Source organism: Niallia sp. FSL R7-0648 (assembly GCF_038007005.1).
Taxonomy (GTDB): domain Bacteria; phylum Bacillota; class Bacilli; order Bacillales; family Cytobacillaceae; genus Niallia; species Niallia circulans.
Map to the genome: position 1 here is coordinate 2893132 of NZ_JBBOWE010000001.1, position 23876 is coordinate 2917007.

Genomic DNA, 23876 nt, shown 5'->3' on the forward strand with positions numbered 1-23876 from the left:
TTGTTATGCATTAACACTCATGGATAGATCAATTACTACACTTGGCCCCGCATTTTGCGCTTTCTCAATATCCTCTAGTGTTAATATAGAACCCTCCGCAGCAATCAATTCACCATCTGCTGCATAAATATCTTTTGTTACTTGTTTATTGAGCAATAATTCTCTTTGTTTTTCTTTTAACCCATTAAGACTAGCTTCATCTTCTCGCTCCACTACTTCCAACCCTTGGAATAAGTGGTCATTTGAAGATACAGCTTCTTCTTGAACAGAATAAGGTACAGCTACTTCTTCTTTCACAATAATAATATCTTTACCATAGGTGATAACAGTATCGGATGAAATGACTGATTCTCGATCCTCCAGAACAAGTCCAATGATTTCACCTGTCTCTTCGTCAATTTGATACTCTGTCACTTTACCTACAAGATCTCCTTTTCTAGTAATAACATTTGTATCAATAATCGCGATTTTTTTGCTTGCCAGCTCACTAGCAATAGGAATCTGTGTTAAATCAATGATAGAGTTTGCACTTTCGATTGTTACAGCATATTCCCCTACACCGATCACCTTTTTAAAAGGGATTGCTTGAATACTCTCTTGCCATTCTTCTTGCTCTAGTGTTAAAAAATCCACAAAACCTTTTTCTGGATTAATGATTAAAGACTGTACATTTCCTTCTTGTTGTCCGTTAGAGATGCTGATAATCGGTAAACCTTTTAACTGTGTGCTAATTTTCATAATCTATCTCCCCTATACTTTCAGATACTTTTCTTCCATAAATTTAATTTGTTCTAATACAATCGGTTGTTCCATAAATTTTTCTCTAAGCGAATATAATAAATTTTCTAATTTACCCTCTTCCTTATTTTGAACATATACATCAATTAACAAAGCAGAATAAGCAAAATATTCATTTAAAGGAATAGGCTTCTTCAAACACTGAGTTAATACAGTCTCGAATTCTTCCATATCCATGGCATTCTGCAACAGTTCTAATTGTGCTAAAGTATTGTTGATAATCTTATGAGCTAAGCCACTTACCACATTTTCGTGTTTATCACCATCTAATCCAATTTGATTTTCTTGTCTTTGTTCCAGTGAAAGTTCTGCTTGTTCATCCATCATTTCAACAGCAGAATCCTCCTGCACTTCCTCTATATGTTCACTTATAGCAGTCATTTCTTCTGATAGGATTGTTTTCTCCTCTTCCGTTATGGCATTATCCGCTAGATCATTCCAGAGCTGTTCCTGTTCCATCTTTTCCACTGACACTGCAACTTCAGCATCCTCACCAATAGAAAAAAAGATTTCCTCTATTTGATCTTCTTCGTCAATTCCCTCGCTTGTTTTAATAGCAGTGGAAGGATCGTTTTCTTCCAGCATTTTTTCAATTTCAGCTAGATAGTTCGTCTCTACTGGTTCTTTATCTATTTCTTTATCTATTTCTTTATCTATTTCTTTATCTATTTCTCTATCGATAACTTCTTCCTCTATGGAAAGTAAAAATTCTTCTTCCTGTTTAACAACTTCTAAATGTTTCATCACATCAAGATTCATGCCTATGCTTTCGACTGTTTCCTCTTGAATGATAGCTGCTTCATTTGTTAAAATGTCTTCTTGATTTACCTCTGGAACAAAGGGAATAATATCCTCTTCTAGTTCTACGTCATTCTGAGTAGTTTTTAAATCCTTTGTTTCTCGTGGTTCTTGTCTTTTCTCTATAACAGAATCTTCTACGTCTTCTGGCATGACAAAAAGTATTGTTGACCAATTTTTCAACAAAAGATAGCTTGCACTAATAAGGAATAATAGCATAATTAAAATACTTTGCCAGAAAGAAAATAGCTCCCTTGAAAGTAATCCGATCGCAGAAATACAAAACGCTAATCCAATAATAGTAAATTTCCCTCGATTCGAAAGTCCTAATGGCAAGAAATACAAAACAGGCACAACAAAAATTAAGGACATAAGCGCCAAAATGTATACAGTCATTCATACACCTCCTCTTTTCGAACCATTTATCTAATCATACGACAATTTTTGTAAATTATCTAAAACTTTTGTATTATTTTTTGATACTTTTCATCATATAATAGCTATTTAGTATTGTATAATAAGAATAGCATTTTTGAAAGCAGGGAAAAAATATGAAAATTCCAAAGCTGATATCTAGTTCTAAAGGATTAACATTAATAGAAGTTTTATTGTCTCTTACTATCCTTAGTATAATCATTTTAGGTATAATGAACTTTTTTACTCAAGCTTATTCTTATACGAATCTTAATCAGAAAAAAACTGCTGGTATAAATGTTGCTAGAAATGCTTTGACATACATGGAACAAACTACCCAAGAAGACTCCTTTATCAGCATAAAAAATAGAATAGATCATAATAAGGAGACAACAGGTGAATTATTCATCTGCAATAATGAGTATAAAGTAATCTGGGACAAAGATAATCAAGCATCCTGTACACCTATTAAAATTAATAATATTGATTATCATGTAATTATTAAGCCTATTTTAGATAAAAATTACAGCAATTTTTTCATTCCTTTAACAGTAACTGTCACATGGAGTGTAAACAAAAAAGAGTACAATACTTCCATGGAGGGAGCCATCAAAAGTGAGGATCTTCGATGAAAAAGGAATAACACTATATGAACTATTGGCAGCCATCACCATTCTTGCAATCGTATTGCCAGTCATCTATGGAGTCTTTCAGTCTGGTTTATCCTTATATAATAAAATTCAGATAGAAGGACAAATCCGAGATGATGCTGATTATGCCGTTTCTATGATGATGAACTCCTTTAATAGCATCCCTTTTGACTATGTAACGATAGAAGGAGATTCAAAAATCAGCTTATATGATACAGAAAAGACTGTATTTGAGAAGAATACTAAAGAGAATTCCTTTTTTTATACTTATGATAAAGAAAAAATAAAACCAGAGAATGCAAAAGTAAGTAGTATTGCATTTGTTGACCACCAGCTTAAAAACGAAACGATTACTTCTGTTTCGATCAATAATCAAATTCTAGAGGGAAGCGGGGATTTTACCGGTTCTAAAGTAAGGCTTTCCTGTAGTAAAACAGACCCAGAAAATAAAAATCGTTGCCTTCATGGGTTAATCCATATCACTTTTATCATCGATCAAGCACGATTAAATCGACCTTTAACTTTAGAAAGTCAATTTGGCTTTTAAGGAGAATACCATTTATGTTCAATTGGAATCAAAAAGGGAACGCCCTAATTACCGTATTATTAATTTCATTAGTTTTTACAACAATAGGTCTGGCAATTGTAGCATCTAGTATAAGCAGTACAAAAAGGGTAGAAACGAGAGAAACGGACATCAATATTACGTATGAGAGCAAAAAAGTACTCGAAGAAATAACCTATGAAATGGCTAATGCCTTACAATCTTTACCTTTAGATTATCGGCAGATCGATAACCAATATATCGTAAGTGATTCTTTTGATACACAGCTTGCATCCATGGTTATTATGCCAACGTTAAATAAAATTTTAACAAATCAAACGTATAATGAATCGATTAGTTGTCTAAGTGTAGTGGATTTAAGCGATGCTACTAAAGTAGAGATTCCTTCTAATAAAGCGTGTTCTAAAAAAACCTACGATTTGGATAGTACTTATACGATCGATCGAGAATTAGATTTCACCAGAGTGCTAGAAATTATTCTTGTAACCAATAATCCTAACGAAACAGAAGGAAGTATTACAAGAACCTTAAAGAAGCGAGTAATTTTATCTCCCCTTCCTAGCTTTTTAAAGTATGCGCTAGGAGCTTACTCTAAACAGAATGAAGAAGGACTATTTATTAATGGATCACCTAATGTAAATGGCAATATTTATGCAAATCAGCTTCAAATTAGTGATCGGGCGAAATACCAGCTAAAAAATGGTACTAGAGAAGAGAAATCATCTCTTCCCCCTTCTATTACCGGTAATATTTATAGTAGTTCTGCAAACTTAATACCGGTGCTGAAAGATAAGAATTTCTATAAAGGAGAAGTACCTTCTTTAAATCATGATAGTCAATTTATTAATATTGATTATAATCGTACTTTTATCCAACGAATGGATACTTTGTTAAGAACAGATGATAATTTGAACAATATAACAATTAGAGATATAAGCGAAACAGCTAATTTTACAAGTCTTCTTCAGAACAAAGTAGCTAGTATCGTAAACGGTCAATCAAACAGTGCTCCCTTGATTGAAAATGTCCCAGAGCAAGAAGCACCTTCTTCTGTATTAGGAGATTCTCTCAAACGTCTCTCCAATAGTTTTCAGATTAAGAGTGACAATAATCCATTAGATTTCAAGGAAAAAGTAAGCATCAACGGAGATACTGTTATTAACAGCAGCAATTATCCTATTACATTCGATAAGGACTTAGTTGTTAACGGTGATTTATATTTAGTAAGCAACAGCCAATTAAAGTTAGCAAATAATATTTATGTATCTGGTGATTTACATCTAATCAATTTTGATGGTGAAATGAATTTACAAGGAAATCTCTTTGTTGCAGGTGATTTAAATATCGAGTCTGCTGCTGACAATAAAAGTAATCCTCATAACGGTGTCAGCATCAACGGAGATATTCTTACAGGGAAGTCTATCCATATCCGTCCTTTAAATACAACCATTTCTTTAAATAGCAATATGATCAGTCTAGATTCATTTACTATAAACGGAGATGAAAAAGGAGAAGAGTCTGGAGAAAATGATATAGTCAAAATTAACTCTGTTGTTTACACATTAAATGAGACCTTTGTTTCCAATATTAATATTCTTGGCTTGCCATATATTGATAAAAGAACGAATGCCCAAAAAGTGGGACAGCTCATTTTATTAGCTAAGGAAAAACTTACGATTACAAGAATGAATGAGTTTAATCATTTCCATCCAATGAAAGAAACTGGTTTTCCTTATCTTCCAGATGAGGAGACAATCATCCAACCTTTAAAAGCTTTCTTTTACACAGAAAAAAAAGCTGAATTATATGGTGTTGGTTCCCTGTTCTATATTAAGGGTGGCGTTTTTGCAAAAGATTCTCTCGAAATAAATGCAATTCGCGCCAACAGAGAGTTCTCTTCCATTTCTGATATCCCAAATTCAAGGGAAGGAATGCTTTCACGATTTATCGTTGATTATGACCAAGATGTTTTATTAAGAGGAATAGATGCACTTCCTATAGTAGATCGACTACAAATTATACCAGATGATTTTGTGATTGAATAATTTGTAGTTAGTTTGAAAGTGATAACCACAAACACCTTTCCTATAAATCATAAAAAACCCGAACAATTACACGAGAGGCTATTTTGATATGCTCCCCTTTAGGTAGACAGATTAAAAAATAAAAATCTGGTTACTTGTAGGGGAGCATATCATTTACCTCTCCGTAATCATTCGGGTTTTACTTGTGGGATACTTGTGTCCCAATCTTTGGTTCCGCTAGGGTACAAACAATTTACCAACGTCCATTTCCGTCTTCTCCATTGCCATTATTTCCTTCCTTTTCTTTTACTACTTTGAAAAGGGTAGAATCTTTAGGCTGGGTACCATCTTTTTGCTTTTCTGCAATAGCGGTTATTTCTGCATAACCAACATCTGCTGCTTTCAAATAATATTGTCCATCCTGCCTAATTACTTCCACTGTATCAGGAGCATTAGACAGAACTTGTTCTATATCTTTATCTGTCGCATTAGAAGGATTAAAGATTAAGAGATCATCTACCGCTATAAGCTTGTCATTTGTTCCAGCACTACGTTCGATTGTATAAACTGGTTTCGTAAATGAAATATTCTCTAGTTTTACATAGGGATCTCTAACATGCACCGGAATCCGCTGTATAAGGTTGGATCCATCTGTCGTCTTCACAATTAATTCAGTCGTTCCTGCTGTATTTCCTATTAGTGTATTTTGTCCAGGAATTAAGCTTGAGATAGATGGATTAGCCACAGCTATATCTAAAGTCTTATTCGTAGCATTATTCGGCTCGATTGTTATCGTAAAACTCTTTGTGCCATCAACGTTTATTTCTATCGGATTAGGCTCGATTGTTATGGAAGTTATCGGCCATGCTATTTTAATCGTTTTTACGATCACTGTATTATTCGCAAACCCACCAGCTGCTTTAATCGATATTGTATTTTCTCCTGATGTTTCAATGCTGATTTTATCTTTTGGCTTGAACGTTTTCCATCCAGTACTATCAGAACCGTTATCGATTTTATAAGCATAAGTCACATCTTGTCCTGGTATTTTCTGGGTTAATACAGTATCAATAAACTCTGTTGAAGTAGAACCACTCTTATAATGTTTTTTTGTATCCTGTCCAATTAATTCAAAGTCAGGTAAAAAGTGCAAATATGCTTTACTGTTATCCGAATACGTAATTTCAATAGTTTGATTTTTAGATTCTTGTTCAAATACCATATCTTTTACAGACTTATTGGCAAGATTATAATCATTTGGATATTCGGTATTAGCTAATTTCTTATTTGTTTCTTGTTCCCTTTTTTCGATTATCCCTGCTGCATCTCCAGTATATTTAATCATCGTAAACTCTTTTAATTGTACTTTCATATTCATTGTTTGCGCAGATGGAGATATAGTTGTGGCATTTATAAACTGGAAACGAGAATCCTTAAAATATAAGTCTGCTCTTGGCATACTTAAATTATTTACAGCATAATTGATCTTATATTCAACTGTTCTATTGATTGTCGAAGGATTAAAGCTTCCATTCGAGTAATGAATCTCATTCGGTAAAGTAATAACGGCATATCGACTACCATTTTTTGTAATTTCTTTAACACTATCTGTGGTGACTATGGATACACTATCTGGTAGTGGTTGTTCGATAATTAAATTAGCTAGCGTGCCACTTACTGTATTATTCACAAGACCAATTGGATTCAACGTGTATTTGACATTAAAATGATTCGTTTTATCTGATGAATTGCTTGTCTTGATTAAATCATTTAGTTCATTTACTACTTTTTCTAACGTCATGGTCGAAGAAAAACTAGCTGGCGCATCCTCTTTTACTTGGATTGTTGTACTTGTTTTCTTTGTTTGCGTATTTCCGTCTAAATCTTTATACTGCAAAGTTATATCATCAAATACATACGTTCCCGTTTCACTAAAAGTCAACGGCAAAGATATATCAATAGAACCTGATGGATCTTGATTGACAGGGAAAAGAATGTCTTTCTTAATAATGATATCTCCCACACTATCTGTTGTTACGTTTGCATTATTACTTAATTTGACCTTGTCACCAAACTTCGAAATATTTATTTTTATCGCAGCAGAAATAGTAGGTGTATTTACTTTTTCCGAAATCGTCTCAAATATTTTTGCAATAGATTGTTCAGATGCTTGTTGGGCTGTTACGCCTGTTGTTTCGGACAATTTATTCAAATAACTCATATCTACTTCCTTGTTTGTTCCAAAACCGATGGAATAGAGTTTATAGTTATTGGCGGCAAGATTGTTTACTTCTGTTTCGATATGAGATTTTATTGCTTTTTCCACATAACTTAAACTTGTTGAAACGATAGTTCCATTGGATCTAACAGCTCTAGCAGTGTTATTTGTATAAATAGTATACGTAACCGTATCCTTAACCTGCTTATTTGAACATGTTTGCCAGAAATAATAATTTGTGCAAACTTTATCTGTAAATGTTTCCTCCATAATAGAAGAAGTTGGTTCGCCATCTGTTAAAAATACAATATATTTATTAGCATTATTATTGCCGCTTGCCAGCATAGATCCCGCTGTTTGAAAGGACTGAGTATAATTTGTTCCCCCAGTTGCAACGAGACGATTCGCTACATTATTAATAGTCTTTAAATTATCTCTAACATTATCCGCTGAATTATATGCATAAATAGGAAAATAAACCATTTTTTCTTTTTCTACATCCGTTGAAAAGGGAATAAATGCGAATCTATCATATATATTCGGATCTTCACTAAAGTAATCAACAGCCTGTGTAATTGCATTTTTTGCACTTTTAAATTTATATGGATTATAACCAAGCTCGTCCATCGATCCTGATTTATCGAATACAAATGCTAATTCAATAGGAGAACGATTGCTGCTGGTCACTTTCCCTTTTGGAGTCAAACGAACATCTAAATTTCCTTGTGCTACTCCACCACTAGGTTTTACAATAATATTTTGGGATGGGGTAACAGAAAAGCCTACAGATGGAGTAGTGGCAGATGCATTAGTCTCTGTAGTAGGTAAGATGAATAATAATATCAATAACACGATGAAAAATTTACTAGCTAATTTCGTTCTCCTCATAAAATCGCACCCCTATTTATTACCCTTTTACTAGTTTTATTTTATAAACACAATATTACCATCATTATATCAAGTACTTTTGAACTAGTATAGCCTTTTTATAGGGGGAATAAGTTGCATTCTCTAATCGTTCACGATAAATTCTCCAAAAAAATGAACTTCACCTAGGAAGTTCAAAGAGCTTTTAATTCATTGTCTTTTCATCCAACTATCCATCAGTTAGATAAAAAACTTTCAGGTTATTCGATCCTTTTTGCAAGAAGCCTTTATTTTACATAACCTGCGACACGATTACGTCCTGCTCGTTTAGCGCCCACATATAATGCGCGATCCGCATGACGAATCAAAGCTAACGGCTCATCCGCATCTACTGGCGCATAAGCTAATCCAAGGGAAGCAGTTATATTTACATTCTTTATTTGTTGACGATCGTCGATATTTTGTTTAATGACAAATGGCCTAGAGGCAATCCTCTTGCGGATAAACTCAGCTAAATCAAATGCTTCTTTATTCTCTATATTGCTTAATAGGATGACAAATTCTTCTCCACCATACCTAGCAACCAATCCGTGGTCACCAATAAGATTTTGAATTCTTTTGGCGAAACCTATTAAAATCTCATTTCCAGCTTGATGACCATATTGATCATTAATCGCTTTAAAATGGTCAATATCCAACATGATCAGCGCAAGATTGTCCAAATTCTTTTCATTCAATTTAGTAAACTGCTCACTTAATATTTTTTCAAAATAGCGGTAGTTATAAAGCTTCGTCAGAGCACACCTCTCACTATTTTCCTTTGTTTTTTCAAAATATTTAGCGTTCTCAAGCGCAATGGCAAATTGGCTGCATAAAAGGTCTAAAACCATTAACTTGATGTTTGCAAATGCCTTCTTTTGTCTGCTTCCCAGCAATAATACACCAATTACTTTATTATTTTTATTTAGCGGCATACAGAGTACACTTTGAACGCCCTCCGGCATATATCCCTTGTTTACGATCTGCCATTCCTGCTTAGAATGGTATACTTCTGCTTTTTTCGACGCCAGCACTTTCCCACAAATCCCCTCATTTTCTTTCATTATTTCAGGTAATAGAGGTAATCTCTCTTGCTGCTCCACACGTGATATCATTTCTAAATCTTCATTCGTATTAACTTGATGAATAAACACGAAATCAACTTTAAATAATTCATAAAGCTTTTCGATAAAAAAATCGATTGTTTCATTTACATACAAATTTTGAGATAGCTGATGGCCAATCTCTGCTGTTTTCCGTAAATAATCATTCGCCGTTTGACTAGAATGATATAGTTTTAAAATAAGTGATAACGTGATAAATGGAACACCGATTAAGATTAAGGCAGCTAGCCCGATATATTCATACATAAGATATAAAGCGATGCCTACCGGATATGTGATAATCGTTGTGAATATTTCCCACACCAAATCCTTGGTGATAAATCGTTGCTTTCGCTTATAGATAAAGCGAACAATAAAAAATATCCCCAAAGTATTGAGTAAGAGATAGGAAATGAGATATACACTAATTAAAGCAAATGATTTAAAATTTAAGGCAATATCAAATCCATGTCCGCCTCCGAAACTATAGTAAATAATCCCACTAATAAAGGAAACAAGGAAAAACATAATAGAATTCATCGGTAAGCGGAATAGCGACTTCCTATCTAATTTAGCTTGATAGAGTACAGCTAATAATGCGATTTGAACAAGAATGATTTCCATAACTAATCCAAAGATTAAGAAAACAGATAAAGTTGCCCATTGCAGAAAAAACACTGGAATGCCATTTATAATCATCGGCATACTAGCGACAATTGTCATAAATAGTAAAAAAGCAACTAACTCCCAACCCTTATCATAAATTTGCGGAGGATACAATGTATAAGAAAACCACAAACCAAAAGGAAGGAGGAGTGTCCAAACTGTCCATATTAATTTTTTGTAGACTGGGTTAATCATACACATCTCCCCCTTCCTTTTATATCCATTCATCTATCAATTAAGTTTGTATTTCATCATTTTTATTTACTATATGAAAAGTGAAAACCCCATCATATTCTTAAAATTCCCACATTTTCAGCCTAATAAATATATACTACCTTTTTCTATTCTAATAATCTATATTTTTTTAAGCGATGTAGTTATTTCTGATAATTTTTCCAAAATTCCTTCACTTCCGAAATAAAGTACAAAGATCCCGTTATGAGGAATAGGTCATCTGCTGTAAGCTTTTCCAATTGATTGAGAATAGCTTTCTTCCAATCACTGTTCTGATCCTTTAATGGATGATTACTTTCTTCATATAATGTCTTGCTGCTTGCAGCTCGTGGAAAATCAAATGTAACAAAAGTAATTGTTGTTGCCACTTGATCCAATTTAGCAATCATTTTGTCCGTTTTTTTATCAGAAAGTGCTGCAAAGATAATATGCTTTTTCTTATCTTTATAGCGATTAATTAATACATCTACCAGTGCATCGATTCCTTCTTCATTATGTGCCCCATCTACTACGACAAAAGGATGTTCTGACAGAATTTCCAATCTGCCAGGCCATTTGGATTGAAATAATCCCTTTCGAATACTATCTTCATTTATGGATTCAAAGGTATCCTGCAATAGATGGGCACCCATTACAGCTAGTGATGCATTTTCCACTTGGTGCTTACCAAACATGGTAATCTGTAAATCTTCCCATTTAAAAAATATGGACTTTAATCCAAATGATTCACTAGTAGGTGTTGAATGGTATTTATCTATCATAAAATCTTTATCTAATAGATAGATAGGCGCTTTCCTTTCATTTGCCTGATTTACGATTACTTTTTGAGCACCCTTTTGTTTCACTGCTGCAATAATCGGTGTATCTGTTTTAATAATGCCAGCTTTTTCAAAGGCGATTTTTTCATAGGTGTCTCCTAAAATCGCTGTATGGTCTAATCCTATACTTGTAATAATAGAAAGCAAAGGGGAGATGATATTTGTTGAGTCAAAACGACCACCTAATCCTACCTCATAAATGACAATATCTATTTTATTGATATAAGCAAAATAGTAGAAAGACATCGCTGTAATAATTTCAAATTCAGTTGGTCCGCCAATCTCCATCTGATCCATTTCTTCGACAATTGGTAATAATTTATTTGCTAATACTAAAATTTCTTCGTCGCTAATTGCTATTCCGTTTACACTAATTCTCTCATTAAATTGTTCGATGTATGGAGAGGTAAAGGTTCCAACTGTTAATCCTGCTTGTTGCAGAATATTTCTTAAGTAAGTTACAGTAGATCCCTTTCCATTTGTTCCACCTATATGAACTGTCTTTATCTGTTTTTCCGGATGGTTTAGCTTTTCCATCATCATTTCCATTCTTGTTAACCCAGGCTTTATTCCAAAACGCAAACGAGAATGAATCCAATTTAATGCTTCTTCATAATTATGAAACATTGCTACACCCTCTTATAAGATTAATGATTGCCAGTATATGCTCTAATTAACTTTAGCTAGTATTATGAAAAGTAAATGCTTCCTCCATAGAAGAAGGGTGCCTCAAAGGTTTGATAGCGGAGACACCCTTCGTTCTACTATGAAATTAACCTTTTAATTCATTAATACGCGCTTCCACTGCAGCACGTTTTTCTAAATAATCTTTTTCTTTTGCCTTTTCCTCGTTAATTACTTTTTCTGGCGCTTTTTTTACAAAGCCTTCATTGCTTAATTTCTTTTGAACACGTTCTACTTCTTTATTCCATTTCTCTAACTCTTTATTTAATCGAGCTATTTCTTCCTCCATATTAATTAAACCTTCTAAAGGAAGAATAATTTCAGCACCTGTTACTACAGCCGTCATAGCTTTATCCGGAACAGCAATATCTGTATCAATACTTAATGTTTCCGGGTTGCAGAAACGCTCAATAAAAGATTTATTTTCAAGAAGGGTAGCTTTTACCTCTTCATCTTTAGCTTTTAATAAAATGCTGATTTTCTTGCTCATTGGTGTGTTTACTTCTGCACGGCTGTTACGAACAGAGCGAATAATCTCAACAAGCAGTTTCATATCATTTGCAGCTTTCTCATCTGTGAATGCCTGATTTACTTCTGGCCAGTCCGCAACGGTAATCGATTCGCCAGCATGCGGAAGGTTTTGCCAGATTTCTTCTGTGATAAATGGCATAAATGGATGTAATAAACGCATTGTATTATCAAGCACGTACGCTAAAATAGAGCGAGTTGTTAGTTTTGCCGCTTCATCATCACCGTATAATGGAAGCTTCGCCATCTCAATATACCAGTCACAGAAATCATCCCAGATAAAGTTATAAAGGACTCTTCCTACTTCTCCAAACTCATAGCGTTCAGATAGACGTGTCACTGTTTCAATTGTTTCGTTCAATCTCGTTAAGATCCACTTATCCGCAACTGATTTTTCACCTGATAAATCAATCTCATCATACGTTAAACCATCCATGTTCATTAACGCAAAACGGGAAGCATTCCAAATCTTATTCGCAAAGTTCCAAGTAGACTCTACTTTTTCAATACTGAAACGTAAATCCTGACCTGGTGAACTTCCTGTTGATAAGAAATAACGTAAGGAGTCTGCACCATACTTAGCAATTACATCCATAGGATCGACACCGTTTCCTAAAGACTTACTCATTTTGCGACCTTGTTCATCCCGAACAAGTCCATGAATTAATACATCTTTAAATGGTCTTTCCCCAGTAAACTCAAGACCTTGGAAAATCATGCGAGATACCCAGAAGAAAATAATATCATATCCAGTTACTAAAGCAGCAGTAGGATAATAGCGCTTATAGTCTTCTGCCTCTGTATTTGGCCAGTTCAATGTAGAGAATGGCCATAACGCTGAACTGAACCATGTATCTAATACGTCTGTCTCTTGTGTCCAATTTTCTATATCTGCTGGTGCTTCATGATTTACATAAACTTCACCTGTTTCTTTATGATACCAAGCAGGAATACGATGTCCCCACCAAAGCTGACGAGAAATACACCAATCACGAATATTTTCCATCCAGCGCATATATGTGTTTTCAAAGCGATTTGGAACAAAGTTAACTTTTTGATCCTCTTTATCTTGCAAGGCGATTGCCTCATCAGCCAATGGCTGCATTTTAACGAACCATTGGGTAGATAGATATGGCTCTACTACTGCCCCACTTCGCTCAGAATGACCAACAGAATGCATATGCTCTTCGATTTTGAATAAAACACCCATTTCTTGTAAATCTTTGACGATTTGTTTACGACACTCGAAACGGTCCATTCCTTCATATTTACCAGCACGCTCATTCATTGTACCGTCTTCGTTCATTACCAGGATTCTTTCTAAATTATGACGGTTTCCAACTTCAAAATCATTAGGATCATGGGCTGGAGTCATTTTAACAGCGCCTGAACCAAAGTCCATTTCCACATAATCATCCGCAACAATCGGAATTTCTCTTCCTACAATCGGTAAAACTACTTTCTTACCAATTAAATGCTGGTATCTTTCATCTTTAGGATGAACAGCAACACCTGAATCGCCTAACATTGTTTCTGGACGAGTTGTCGCTACTTCAATATAACCAGATCCATCTGCTAAAGGATATTTCATATGATAAAAGGCACCTTGTACATCCTTATAGATTACCTCAATATCAGAGAGCGCTGTTTTGGTAGCTGGGTCCCAGTTGATAATGTATTCTCCGCGGTAGATAAGCCCTTTATTATATAAAGAAACGAATACTTCACGAACTGCTTTGGATAGCCCTTCATCTAATGTGAATCTTTCACGAGAATAATCTAATCCTAGACCTAATTTAGACCATTGGGCACGAATGTGACTTGCATATTCCTCTTTCCATTTCCATGTTTCTTCTACAAATTTTTCACGGCCAAGATCATATCTGCTAATATTTTGGGCGCGCAGCTTTTCTTCTACTTTTGCTTGGGTAGCAATACCGGCGTGGTCCATTCCAGGTAACCATAGTACATCATAGCCTTGCATTCTTTTCATTCTTGTCAATATATCTTGTAATGTTGTATCCCATGCATGCCCTAAATGCAGTTTACCTGTTACATTTGGAGGCGGGATTACGATTGTATAAGGCTTTTTTCCTTCATCTGGCTTTGCCTCAAAAAATTTGCCTTCTAACCACCAATCATAGCGACCCTTTTCAATACTTGCTGGATCATACTTTGTCGGCATGGAGATTTCTTTCATTTCCATCCTAATTTCCTCCTTATCCTGTTCCTTTGTACTTTTTTTAAAAGCAAATAAAAAAACTCCACTCGTCTTAAAAGGACGAATGGAGTTTGTTCGCGGTACCACCTTTTTTCCAATACAAAATAGGTATTGGCTCTTTAAAAGATGATATCGGATACTGTCCGTCTTTTACTAATAAGCACACCGTTCGCAAAAGAAGCTCGAGGGCTACCTTCCAATGGGTTGAATAGAAATCTCACAGCAAATGATTTCCTCTCTTTGAAACAACTTACACTGTACTACTCCCTGTCATTGCTTTAATAATTTATTTTATATATGCTATACTACCGAAAATAACTTAATCTCGTCAATAAGGATTGCCTAAATTTTTTAATTTTATTCATTTCCTTTTTTTGTTTGTCTTTACTTTATGAACACGAGAAAAAATGGTGACAATTATAGTACCCAATAATAATAGACCCAAGTTTTTTAATCCTGGGTCTCTGCTTGTTCCGCAGCATCCTGCTGTGCTTTTTTTTGTCTTTCTATCTCATCCACCCGCATGACAACATATTCGGTATTTTTTAAAAGCCAATATTGTTTAAGCAGCTTTTGAACATATTTCCGTTCATTAATGTCTTTCTTATTTGCTTTCATATACTTCTCACAAACTCGAATAACGGGGCCAGGATGAGCTAAATAACTTAAAAATAATAGCATTTCATCGTATTTTAACGGATTATGCTTAAAGTACGTATATAGCCACTCAATGCATTCATCATTCTGCTTCGGTCCTGTTTTTAAGGAGCGTGAGAGAAATGGAAGTAAATCATGACTTGCCGTTCCATACCTAGCTTTTTCAAAATTAGTAAAGTAACCATATCCTCTATCATCATAAAGAAAATGCTCTGATGACAGTTTCCCATGAATAATGGAGACTCTTGCCTTTTCATCTTCTTTCGTTTCCTCATACCATTCTTTTAGCTTTGTTTCCGAATAGATCAACGCCTGCCGAATGTCATGGTAATACAGACAGAACATTAATTCAAATGGTGACATATACTCTTTATTTTCACATAGCTCAATAAAACCATTTAAAAACTCTTGTTCTTTTTCAATATCTAACTGTGTATTTTCAAAATGCTCCTGTCGATCTTCCTTCTCAATTTTCACTTCTTTCGAAGATAAGATATGAAGTCGTGCAAGCTCGCGAAACATTTGCTGATGCTTCCTGGAATAATTCTCTCTTTCCTCATTTGGTAACCATGGCATTAAGTAAAACAGCTTATTGTCATAAAAAATAGCGTATCTTCCATCCACAGCTGGATAGATCGGGACAATCCGATTATATCCTTTTTGATATAGCATTCGAATATGACGGGTGAAATCTGCACCTTGATGAGGATCCATTCGTTTCAAAGCAAAAGTTCCTTTACTACTGTAAATCTTCGCTACTTTTCCGAACTCCTCTACAAAATTCGGTTCGACTGCATATGGCTTCAAAATTGGTGTATACTTCTTTAATATATTTTGTTCATTCATATCCGCCCACACTTTCTCATAAAGTGAAACTGCCATCTTCTCCGTTTCTATCGATGGTTAGTTGACGATTCGGGCATTTACCATATATTCGATTAACAATCGACTCTATTTTGTTTTCCTCCCCAATTCCTTTCACTCTCTTACTGTTTAAACTTCAAGAGCAAAAGACGGTTGAAAAGCCAAGAAAAACAGTCAAGCAGGATTTTCTCCTGCCTGCTGTTTGTGCCCTATTTCTCTACAAAATTCCTGGGAATATACAAAACTTGCCCCTCATAGATATCTTGATTTGCTTCCATGCGATTTTCTTTTAACAATGCATGGATATTTACATTATATCGGTCACTTAATTTTTCTAATGTATCGCCTTGCTGTACAATACAAACTTTCACTTTTGTATGCTTCTCTTCTTCTTTTCTAGCAAAAAATTCTGTAAAAGTAAGAGACTTTGTTTTATTAAAGAAGCCTTTCTTCTTTTTAGGCTCCTCATTAGGAGAAGAAGATGATTCTTCTAGTTCCTCTTCTTCCAAAACAACCTCTTCTTGCTTTACTTCAGTGGAGGATTCGTGATCTGGTTTTTGAAAGACTTCTTCTGCAGAAAATACTTTTTCTTCACTCCGTAATATGGAAACTTTCATCTCTGGCTCTGCAGGAGTAGTCTCATCCTCCTTTCTAACTGCCTCAGAAAAATAAGGGATCTTTGTATGTTCGTTTGTGCTCCATTCATCCTCCTCTTCTGGAGTCTTTCTAACCTCTAACTCGAAGGAAGAGTATAAGTCATCCTCTGTTTCCTTCTCTTCACGCAATTCTTCTAGTAAGGGACTAACAATTTGAAATGGACTAACCGCAATTTCAACAGGTTCTTCTATGGAATCAGTTAAAACGTCCTCCTCCTCTTCCTTCGAATGATCCCGTACTAGTTCCACTTCTTCTGCCTTCTCTTCCACTATTTCTGCCTCTTTTTCCGTATGCCGTGCTACTTCCAACTCTTCTTCTATTTCCTCCGCTATATCTTCCTCCACTTCTTCAGCAGCCAAGCCAGAAATAGTTAAATCAGCCGTTAAATTTAAGCAGCTTCTTTCGGGAAAAACATAATCAAAAGTGTCAATCTCGATTTCCACATCATCAAGACTTGTCACTCTTTCAAGAGGAATCGTAATATCAACAGGGAAATGGTGTAAAAATTCACATACCCCTTCCTCTCTCTCCATTACAGAATGAACTAATTTAGGAGCCTTAAAAACCTCCTCCTCTTCTTGTTCCCCTTCATTGTAGCGCTTGTATTCACCACTAAGCTCTAAAGAGCCTTGAATGATAATATACTGATCGTTCTCTTGGATCGTTATATTGGGATCAAGTGAAATGGAAAGCAGATCTGCTACTTCCTGTCCTTTTTGAAACCAGACGGACTCTTCCAATGAAAACCGTAAAATAGACGAATTTTCTTGAGACAAAGCGACTCCTCCTCTCATTCCTTTCACGTGTATATCACTATTGTCTTTAAAAACTTATGATTATCTGTAACACTTTATGAATATTTCTTTTATTTGTTTGGCTAAGAAAGAATCGAATCTCAACAAAAAATCTTATTTTTCTGAATTTATACACCAAATTGTTAAAACTATTTATACTTCTAGCCGTTTTTTCCCATTATGGTCCGATATAATAAAAGAAGATTTTGTAAGTTAACAAAATTACTTAAATTGGAAATGCAGGAATTCTGCATTTTATTAAAGAGGAGGTTTTATGATGGCTTTTTCTGTGTTAATGTACCACGAAATAAGAAAAGAGGAAGATTTTCAAGCAGCAGAACTACATCCAATTGATGTCAAACAAGCATATAAGGATTTCTTGCCCTCTCCCCTTTTCATTACACTAGAAAAATTTGAACAACAAATGGAGTATTTATTTAACAATGGTTTCCACACTTTATCTTTAGAGGAAGTAAAGGCATATTATGAAGGAGGCAATTCCTTACCCGAAAAATCAATATTACTTACTTTTGATGACTGCTTTCAATCCATCAAAGAATATGCTTACCCGATTCTAAAAAAATATCAATTTCACGCAACAGCATTTGTGGTAACAGGTTGGCTGCATGATAACAAACGCATATTTGAAAAAGATAAATCTGTCTGTTTATCTACAAGTGACCTAGAGGAAATGAAAGACGTATTTGAATATGCCAATCACACACATCAAATGCATATACGTACAAGTGAGTCAGAAAGTCTATTAATGACTTCTAGTAAAGAAACTTTTGCCAAAGATCTAGACGAATGCAACGAACATATTCTAATCAACCATAAAAATGTATTTGCCTATCCATTTGGCCTATTCAATGAATCCAATATACTCACTTTAAAAGAAAAAGAATTTAAACTTGCATTCACTTGTGAAAATGGTCACAATGATATGCGGAGTAATCCCCTTTTACTAAAAAGAAATGCCATTCCTTATTTAATAGACTTAGAGGCATTTAAGAAAATTGTAACCATTTAGGAGGAAGATGATGAAAAAAATATGGACACTATCCTTCATACTCGTTTTCGTTTTAATTACTGCTGCTTGTGAAAAGACAGCCACAACTAAAACAGATAATCCAGAAAATAACACGTCTGAAAAACCATCCAGTGAAGAACTAACTATCGGCATTTTGCCAGCAGAATCAGCAATACCAATTATTTTAGCAAAGGAAAATGGCTACTTTGATAAAGAAGGAATAAAGGTTTCCATCAAATCCTTCTCTGCTCCAACTGATCGAAATGTTGCCATCCAAGCGAATGAAGTAGACGGAACAATCGCAGATGTCATGACAGCAGCAGCTTTTATGGAAAATGGCATAAAGATGAAGATTACTTCTGATATAAGTGAAGATTTTAAAATACTATCCTCTCCAAACTCAGGAGTGACAGAGATGAAAGAGTTAGATGGAAAAAATGTTTCCCTTGTGCCGAATTTTATCTTGGAATATATTATGGATGATTTTGCAGCGAAAGAAGACTTCACTTATAATATCGTGGAAATCCCTTCTTTTTCTGGTCGTGCAGAAGCACTTATGGCAGACAAAGTGGATGGAGTTGTCTTTACAGAACCACAGGCTAGCATGCTAGTCAGCCAAGGTGCTCACCTTTTAGGAAGCTCAACAGATGCAGGAATTAAAGGAGGATCCATTCTATTTTCAGATGAACTAATATCCTCTAAACCAGCAGATATCAAAGCGTTTTATAAAGCTTATAATGAAGCTATTGACTATATGAACAATACAAAAGCAAAGGAATATGCTGATATATTAACTAAATACCAATTTCCTGAAGCTATGAGCAACTATTTAACAACAAAAGAGAGCTTTCCTTATGCAAGTGTAGTGCCAAAAAATTCCTTTGATTCCATTGTTCAATGGACAAAAGAGAAAGGGCAAATTAAAGAAAGCTATTCCTATGAAGATTTAACCGACTTTACTTTGTTGCCAAATTAAAAGGGACAATTTTTAGGAAAACAGAGCAGACTGAATACAAGTATACTTGATTTATTTTGATTACGGTTATTATCATAGTAGATTCTCCTTACTGCGTATTGATTGCATTGATACATGCAGCATATAGGAGAATCTTTTTATTTATACAAGCCCTAAAACGCTCCTATAAGAGTTGTGAGAAAACCAAGCCAAATGTATTCAATCTGCGGGTGATTTCCCCAGCCTACTTTCTTAAATTTAAATGGGGCAAATTATCCCCTTCCCCCTAAACTATATTTATCTCTTTTTACTTATAATTCCAAGGTGTCGTTTTTAATTCTAGTTTATCTAATAAAATAAATAGCAATGAACCAATACATCCTAAGGCTACAATTCCTGCGAACATTTCTTCATAATTCATTTTTGTCCAAGCGCTGATAATATAGTAGCCAATTCCATATGTCGTTGCATAGTTTTCGGCAAAAAATAAGGTTGCTAAACTAATCCCTATGCTGATTCTTATCCCCGTAAATATCGCTGGTAGTATTACTGGAAAAATTAAATAGATAAATTGCTGGAAAATAGATGCCCGATAGCCGTTCATCACTTTGAAATAGCTTGCTGGTATTTGTAAGACACCATCTCTGACAGACAAAATGATTTGAAAAATAATAATCCAAATAATTAACATGATTTTAGACTGGTTTCCTAGACCATACAAAATCATAAATATCGGTAAAAATGCTACTTTGGGAATTGGATATATATAATATAAAAATGGGGATAGCCAGGTATTAACTCGCTTATTTTTCCCTAAAATAATTCCCACTGGAATACCTATTACCAAAGAAATGAATAAAGCAATGAAAATTCTTAACAAACTAGCTCCTGAATGAAGAAGCAATATATATTTTTCTTGCCACATATAAGTAACTGTTAAAAGCGGGGAGGGGATAGTGTGAGACTGGAGGAGAAAATAGACAGTATACCAAAATAAACCGACACTTATAAAACCTAAGAATAGTTGATTCACGATGATTTTTTTCATAATTTTGTTCATACATGTACCGCCGCTAATCTTTTTCGTACTTCAATACAAGCCTTATAGAAGGATAAATTGTCCTTTGCTCTCTCTACTCTAAATAGCGGATTTTCAATCGTCTCGATATCCCCATTATCTTGTAGCAATAAAATAAACTCCCCCAGAAGGACTGCCTCTTCAATATTATGCGTAACAAACAGTAACGTGGTCTGCCGTTTTTCCACCTGCTCAGCAATTAACTGTTGAATTTGTTCTTTTGTCATTTCATCTAATGTAGATGTTGGCTCATCCATTAACAACAAATCAGGTTTATTAATAAGTGTTCTTGCTAAAGCTACCCTTTGCTGCTGCCCTCCACTTAACTCCGTTGGATATTTACTCTCCATCCCACTTAACCCAACTTCTCTTATTAACGCTGTTACCCTATCCTTTATTTCCTGTTTCGCTTTTCTATTATCTAATTTTAAAGGCATTGAAATAGCATCAAATACATTTAACCAAGGAAAAAGGCCTAAATCTTGAAACATAAAGCCAATATCCTTTTGTGGATGCTGGATTCTCTTCCCATCCATTAATATTTCTCCTTCCGTTGGGTTTAAGAAACCAGCGAGAAGATGGAGAAGTGTACTTTTCCCCACTCCAGACTTACCAATTAAAGCATATGATTTGCCCTTTTCTAAATTCAAATTGATTTTATTTAAGATAGTAGTATGATCATACGTAAAACTAACGTCCTGCATCTTTACAAATGAATCCATGAAAAAATCCCTTCTTGTCCTATTAATAGTTGCATCATAACATACTATTTCCCTTCATAAAGTGGCAAAAAATCGACAGTTCTAGGTAATTTGAACGCATAGAAAGATGGGAACAACTAAAACAGCCTAAAATCCCGATAAATTGCCATGGGGATTTTAGGCTGTTTTATTTTGCTATAACTAATAAGTTATTTTACAGTTTTAATTTAAGCTTTCAACGTAGAAAAAGCTTGTTCAGCAGCAAGAATCGTATGCTCAATATCCTCATCCGATAATGCCGTAGATAAGAACATCCCTTCAAATTGAGAAGGAGGAAGAAATACGCCTTGTTCTAACATACTATTATAAAAGGCTGCAAAGTAATCTAGATTAGATGTTTTTGCACTTTCATAATCTTTTACATCTTCATTAGTAAAGAAGAAACCAATCATAGAGCCAGCACGATTTACTGTAAACGGAATTTCATATTTTGCAGCTGCTGCTTTTAAGCCTTCTTCTAAACGATCCGCTTTTCGGATAAACTCTTTATACGTATCTTTTGTTAATTGCGATATTGTTTCAAAACCTGCTGTCATTGCAAGTGGATTACCAGATAATGTACCAGCTTGGTATATCGGTCCGCTTGGCGCAATTTGGTTCATAATTTCTGCTTTTCCACCATATGCACCAACAGGTAATCCTCCTCCAATTACTTTTCCGAGACAAGTTATATCAGGGGTAATGCCAAAGTAACCCTGCGCGCATCCGTAGTCCACACGGAATCCTGTCATGACTTCATCAAAAATAAGTAATGCACCATATTCTGTTGTCACATCACGCAGTCCTTGCAGAAATCCTGGCTTTGGAGGAACAACTCCCATATTTCCCGCAACCGGCTCCGCAATAATAGCTGCAATGTCTTCCCCATACATAGAAAAGGCATATTTTACACTCTCTAAATCATTATAAGCAACTGTAATCGTATTTGCTGCAACACTTTCGGGCACTCCAGGACTATCTGGTAAACCAAGTGTGGCTACCCCAGATCCTGCTTTAATAAGCAAAGAATCGCCATGTCCATGATAACAGCCTTCAAATTTCAGAATTTTATTTCTACCCGTATAGCCGCGAGCTAAACGGATTGCACTCATTGTAGCCTCTGTGCCGGAGGAAACCATCCGAACGATTTCGATACTCGGCACACGTTCTTTTACAAGAGCAGCAAGCTCGTTTTCAATTAACGTTGGTGCTCCAAAACTAGTTCCTTTTTCAGCAACCTTTTTAATTCCCTCGACTACTCGATCATCAGCATGTCCTAAAATAAGCGGCCCCCATGATAAAACATAGTCAATATATTCATTGCCATCAATATCAAAGATTTTCGAGCCTTTCCCTGCCTCCATAAACACCGGGTTTCTTTTAACAGATTTAAAAGCACGGACCGGGCTATTTACCCCTCCTGGCATTAACTCTACTGCTTCTTTATATGCAGCTTCTGATTTTTGATAGGAACGCATTTAACTTTCCTCCTTTATTGTTCTTTTAACATACGTGCAACATCTTTAGCAAAATAGGTGATAATTAAATCTGCTCCAGCACGTTTCATACTAGTCATAGTTTCCATTATAATTCTATCTTCCTCAATCCAGCCATTTTGTGCCGCAGCTTTTACCATGCTGTATTCTCCACTTACATTATAGGTAACAATCGGCAAATTCCATTCATTTTTCATATCACGAACAATATCTAAATAAGGAAGACCTGGCTTAACAATAAGAAAATCTGCTCCTTCTGCCACATCACTTTCTGCTTCTCTAAATGCTTCCAGACGATTAGCGGGATCCATTTGATAGGCTTTGCGATCGCCAAATTGTGGGGTACTATCAGCAGCTTCACGGAATGGACCGTAAAAAGCAGAAGCATATTTTACAGCATAACTCATAATTGGTATATCAATGAATCCAGCTTCATCTAAACCTTTTCTAATAGCTGCTACAAAGCCATCCATCATATTAGAAGGAGCAATAATATCCGCTCCAGCTTCCGCTTGGCTGACCGCAGCCTTCACAAGCAATTCTAATGATTCATCATTAAGCACTCTTCCAGCTTCAATTACACCACAATGTCCGTGGCTAGTATATTCACATAAGCATGTATCTGCAATGACAATCATGTCCGGATAGTTGGCTTTAATATATTTGATACCTTCCTGAACAATACCATGATCGTGGAATGCTTGTGTTCCACATTCGTCTTTTTCCTTTGGAATACCGAATAATAACACAGATTTGATTCCCAGCGCCTGAACTTCATCCATTTCTTCCTTCAACCGATCAATTGAAAACTGATAAATGCCAGGCATAGAAGAAATTTCAGTCTTGCTATTTTCTTCTTCTGTAATAAAAATCGGATAAATTAAATCATCCAAATGTACATATGTTTCTTTCACTAATGCTCTCATATTAGCAGATTGTCTTAATCTGCGATGACGTTTAAATTCAACCATGGTCTTA

Annotated in this window: 17 protein-coding genes and 1 other annotated feature; of the genes, 5 read left to right on the forward strand and 12 right to left on the reverse strand. The window is 35.1% G+C overall.

The genetic code is table 11. The annotated features are described in order from the left end of the window. Nucleotides 1-3: 3 nt before the first annotated feature. Nucleotides 4-738, reverse strand: a complete 735-nt coding sequence (locus NSQ89_RS14265) for a PRC-barrel domain-containing protein (RefSeq protein ID WP_047943585.1) — start codon at nt 736-738, stop codon at nt 4-6. 12 nt (nt 739-750) lie between these two features. After that, nucleotides 751-1992, reverse strand: coding sequence for a hypothetical protein (locus NSQ89_RS14270; protein ID WP_341132801.1), 1242 nt, complete (start codon nt 1990-1992; stop codon nt 751-753). A gap of 155 nt (nt 1993-2147) precedes the next feature. Between NSQ89_RS14270 and NSQ89_RS14275 the strand changes: the two genes are divergently transcribed. From NSQ89_RS14275 to NSQ89_RS14285, 3 genes are read left to right on the forward strand one after another with little or no spacing between them, the layout of a single operon-like run. After that, nucleotides 2148-2642, forward strand: coding sequence for a type IV pilus modification PilV family protein (locus NSQ89_RS14275; RefSeq protein WP_061801238.1), 495 nt, complete (start codon nt 2148-2150; stop codon nt 2640-2642). Further along, on the forward strand, nt 2626-3207 hold the full coding sequence (locus tag NSQ89_RS14280) for a type II secretion system protein (RefSeq protein WP_341132802.1): 582 nt from the start codon (nt 2626-2628) through the stop codon (nt 3205-3207). Before NSQ89_RS14275 ends, NSQ89_RS14280 begins: the two co-directional genes overlap by 17 nt. Before the next feature lie 14 nt (nt 3208-3221). Next, on the forward strand, nt 3222-5270 hold the full coding sequence (locus NSQ89_RS14285) for a hypothetical protein (protein WP_341132803.1): 2049 nt from the start codon (nt 3222-3224) through the stop codon (nt 5268-5270). A 232-nt stretch (nt 5271-5502) separates the two neighbouring features. Here the strand turns inward: NSQ89_RS14285 and NSQ89_RS14290 are convergent, their stop codons facing one another. The 6 genes from NSQ89_RS14290 to spoVID all read right to left on the reverse strand — a co-directional run bounded on the left by NSQ89_RS14290 (nt 5503) and on the right by spoVID (nt 17581). Then, nucleotides 5503-8355, reverse strand: a complete 2853-nt coding sequence (locus tag NSQ89_RS14290) for a vWA domain-containing protein (protein WP_341132804.1) — start codon at nt 8353-8355, stop codon at nt 5503-5505. A 266-nt stretch (nt 8356-8621) separates the two neighbouring features. Continuing rightward, nucleotides 8622-10337: a sensor domain-containing diguanylate cyclase gene (locus tag NSQ89_RS14295; protein WP_053215746.1), complete on the reverse strand. Its 1716-nt coding sequence runs from the start codon at nt 10335-10337 to the stop codon at nt 8622-8624. Nucleotides 10338-10519: 182 nt separating this feature from the next. Then, a complete protein-coding gene (locus NSQ89_RS14300) occupies nt 10520-11821 on the reverse strand; it encodes a bifunctional folylpolyglutamate synthase/dihydrofolate synthase (protein WP_047943579.1) in 1302 nt (433 codons plus the stop codon). A 145-nt stretch (nt 11822-11966) separates the two neighbouring features. After that, nucleotides 11967-14612: a valine--tRNA ligase gene (locus tag NSQ89_RS14305; protein WP_095322606.1), complete on the reverse strand. Its 2646-nt coding sequence runs from the start codon at nt 14610-14612 to the stop codon at nt 11967-11969. Between the two features lie 68 nt (nt 14613-14680). After that, nucleotides 14681-14910: a binding site (T-box leader), on the reverse strand. Between the two features lie 167 nt (nt 14911-15077). Further along, on the reverse strand, nt 15078-16166 hold the full coding sequence (gene ysxE / locus NSQ89_RS14310; RefSeq protein WP_235844482.1) for a spore coat protein YsxE: 1089 nt from the start codon (nt 16164-16166) through the stop codon (nt 15078-15080). 191 nt (nt 16167-16357) lie between these two features. Next, on the reverse strand, nt 16358-17581 hold the full coding sequence (gene spoVID / locus NSQ89_RS14315; protein WP_047943577.1) for a stage VI sporulation protein D: 1224 nt from the start codon (nt 17579-17581) through the stop codon (nt 16358-16360). 292 nt (nt 17582-17873) lie between these two features. On the opposite strand from spoVID, the gene NSQ89_RS14320 reads away from it, so the two are divergent. Both NSQ89_RS14320 and NSQ89_RS14325 read left to right on the forward strand, forming a co-directional pair. Then, complete coding sequence (locus NSQ89_RS14320) at nt 17874-18629, forward strand: polysaccharide deacetylase family protein (protein WP_341132805.1); 756 nt, start codon at nt 17874-17876, stop codon at nt 18627-18629. 10 nt (nt 18630-18639) lie between these two features. After that, nucleotides 18640-19605 carry an ABC transporter substrate-binding protein gene (locus NSQ89_RS14325; RefSeq protein WP_251687502.1) on the forward strand — a complete coding sequence of 322 codons (966 nt, stop codon included), beginning with the start codon at nt 18640-18642 and terminating at the stop codon, nt 19603-19605. A 286-nt stretch (nt 19606-19891) separates the two neighbouring features. On the opposite strand, the gene NSQ89_RS14330 is transcribed toward NSQ89_RS14325, so the two are convergent. The 4 genes from NSQ89_RS14330 to hemB form a co-directional block, all read right to left on the reverse strand. Next, nucleotides 19892-20644: an ABC transporter permease gene (locus NSQ89_RS14330; RefSeq protein ID WP_341132806.1), complete on the reverse strand. Its 753-nt coding sequence runs from the start codon at nt 20642-20644 to the stop codon at nt 19892-19894. Continuing rightward, a complete protein-coding gene (locus tag NSQ89_RS14335) occupies nt 20641-21384 on the reverse strand; it encodes an ABC transporter ATP-binding protein (protein ID WP_061798666.1) in 744 nt (247 codons plus the stop codon). The genes NSQ89_RS14330 and NSQ89_RS14335 overlap by 4 nt, the downstream gene beginning before the upstream one ends. A gap of 206 nt (nt 21385-21590) precedes the next feature. After that, entirely contained in the window at nt 21591-22880 is a 1290-nt protein-coding gene (hemL, locus tag NSQ89_RS14340; protein WP_047943573.1) for a glutamate-1-semialdehyde 2,1-aminomutase, read from the reverse strand. Nucleotides 22881-22894: 14 nt separating this feature from the next. Then, complete coding sequence (gene hemB, locus NSQ89_RS14345) at nt 22895-23869, reverse strand: porphobilinogen synthase (protein ID WP_251687500.1); 975 nt, start codon at nt 23867-23869, stop codon at nt 22895-22897. Nucleotides 23870-23876 lie beyond the last annotated feature (7 nt).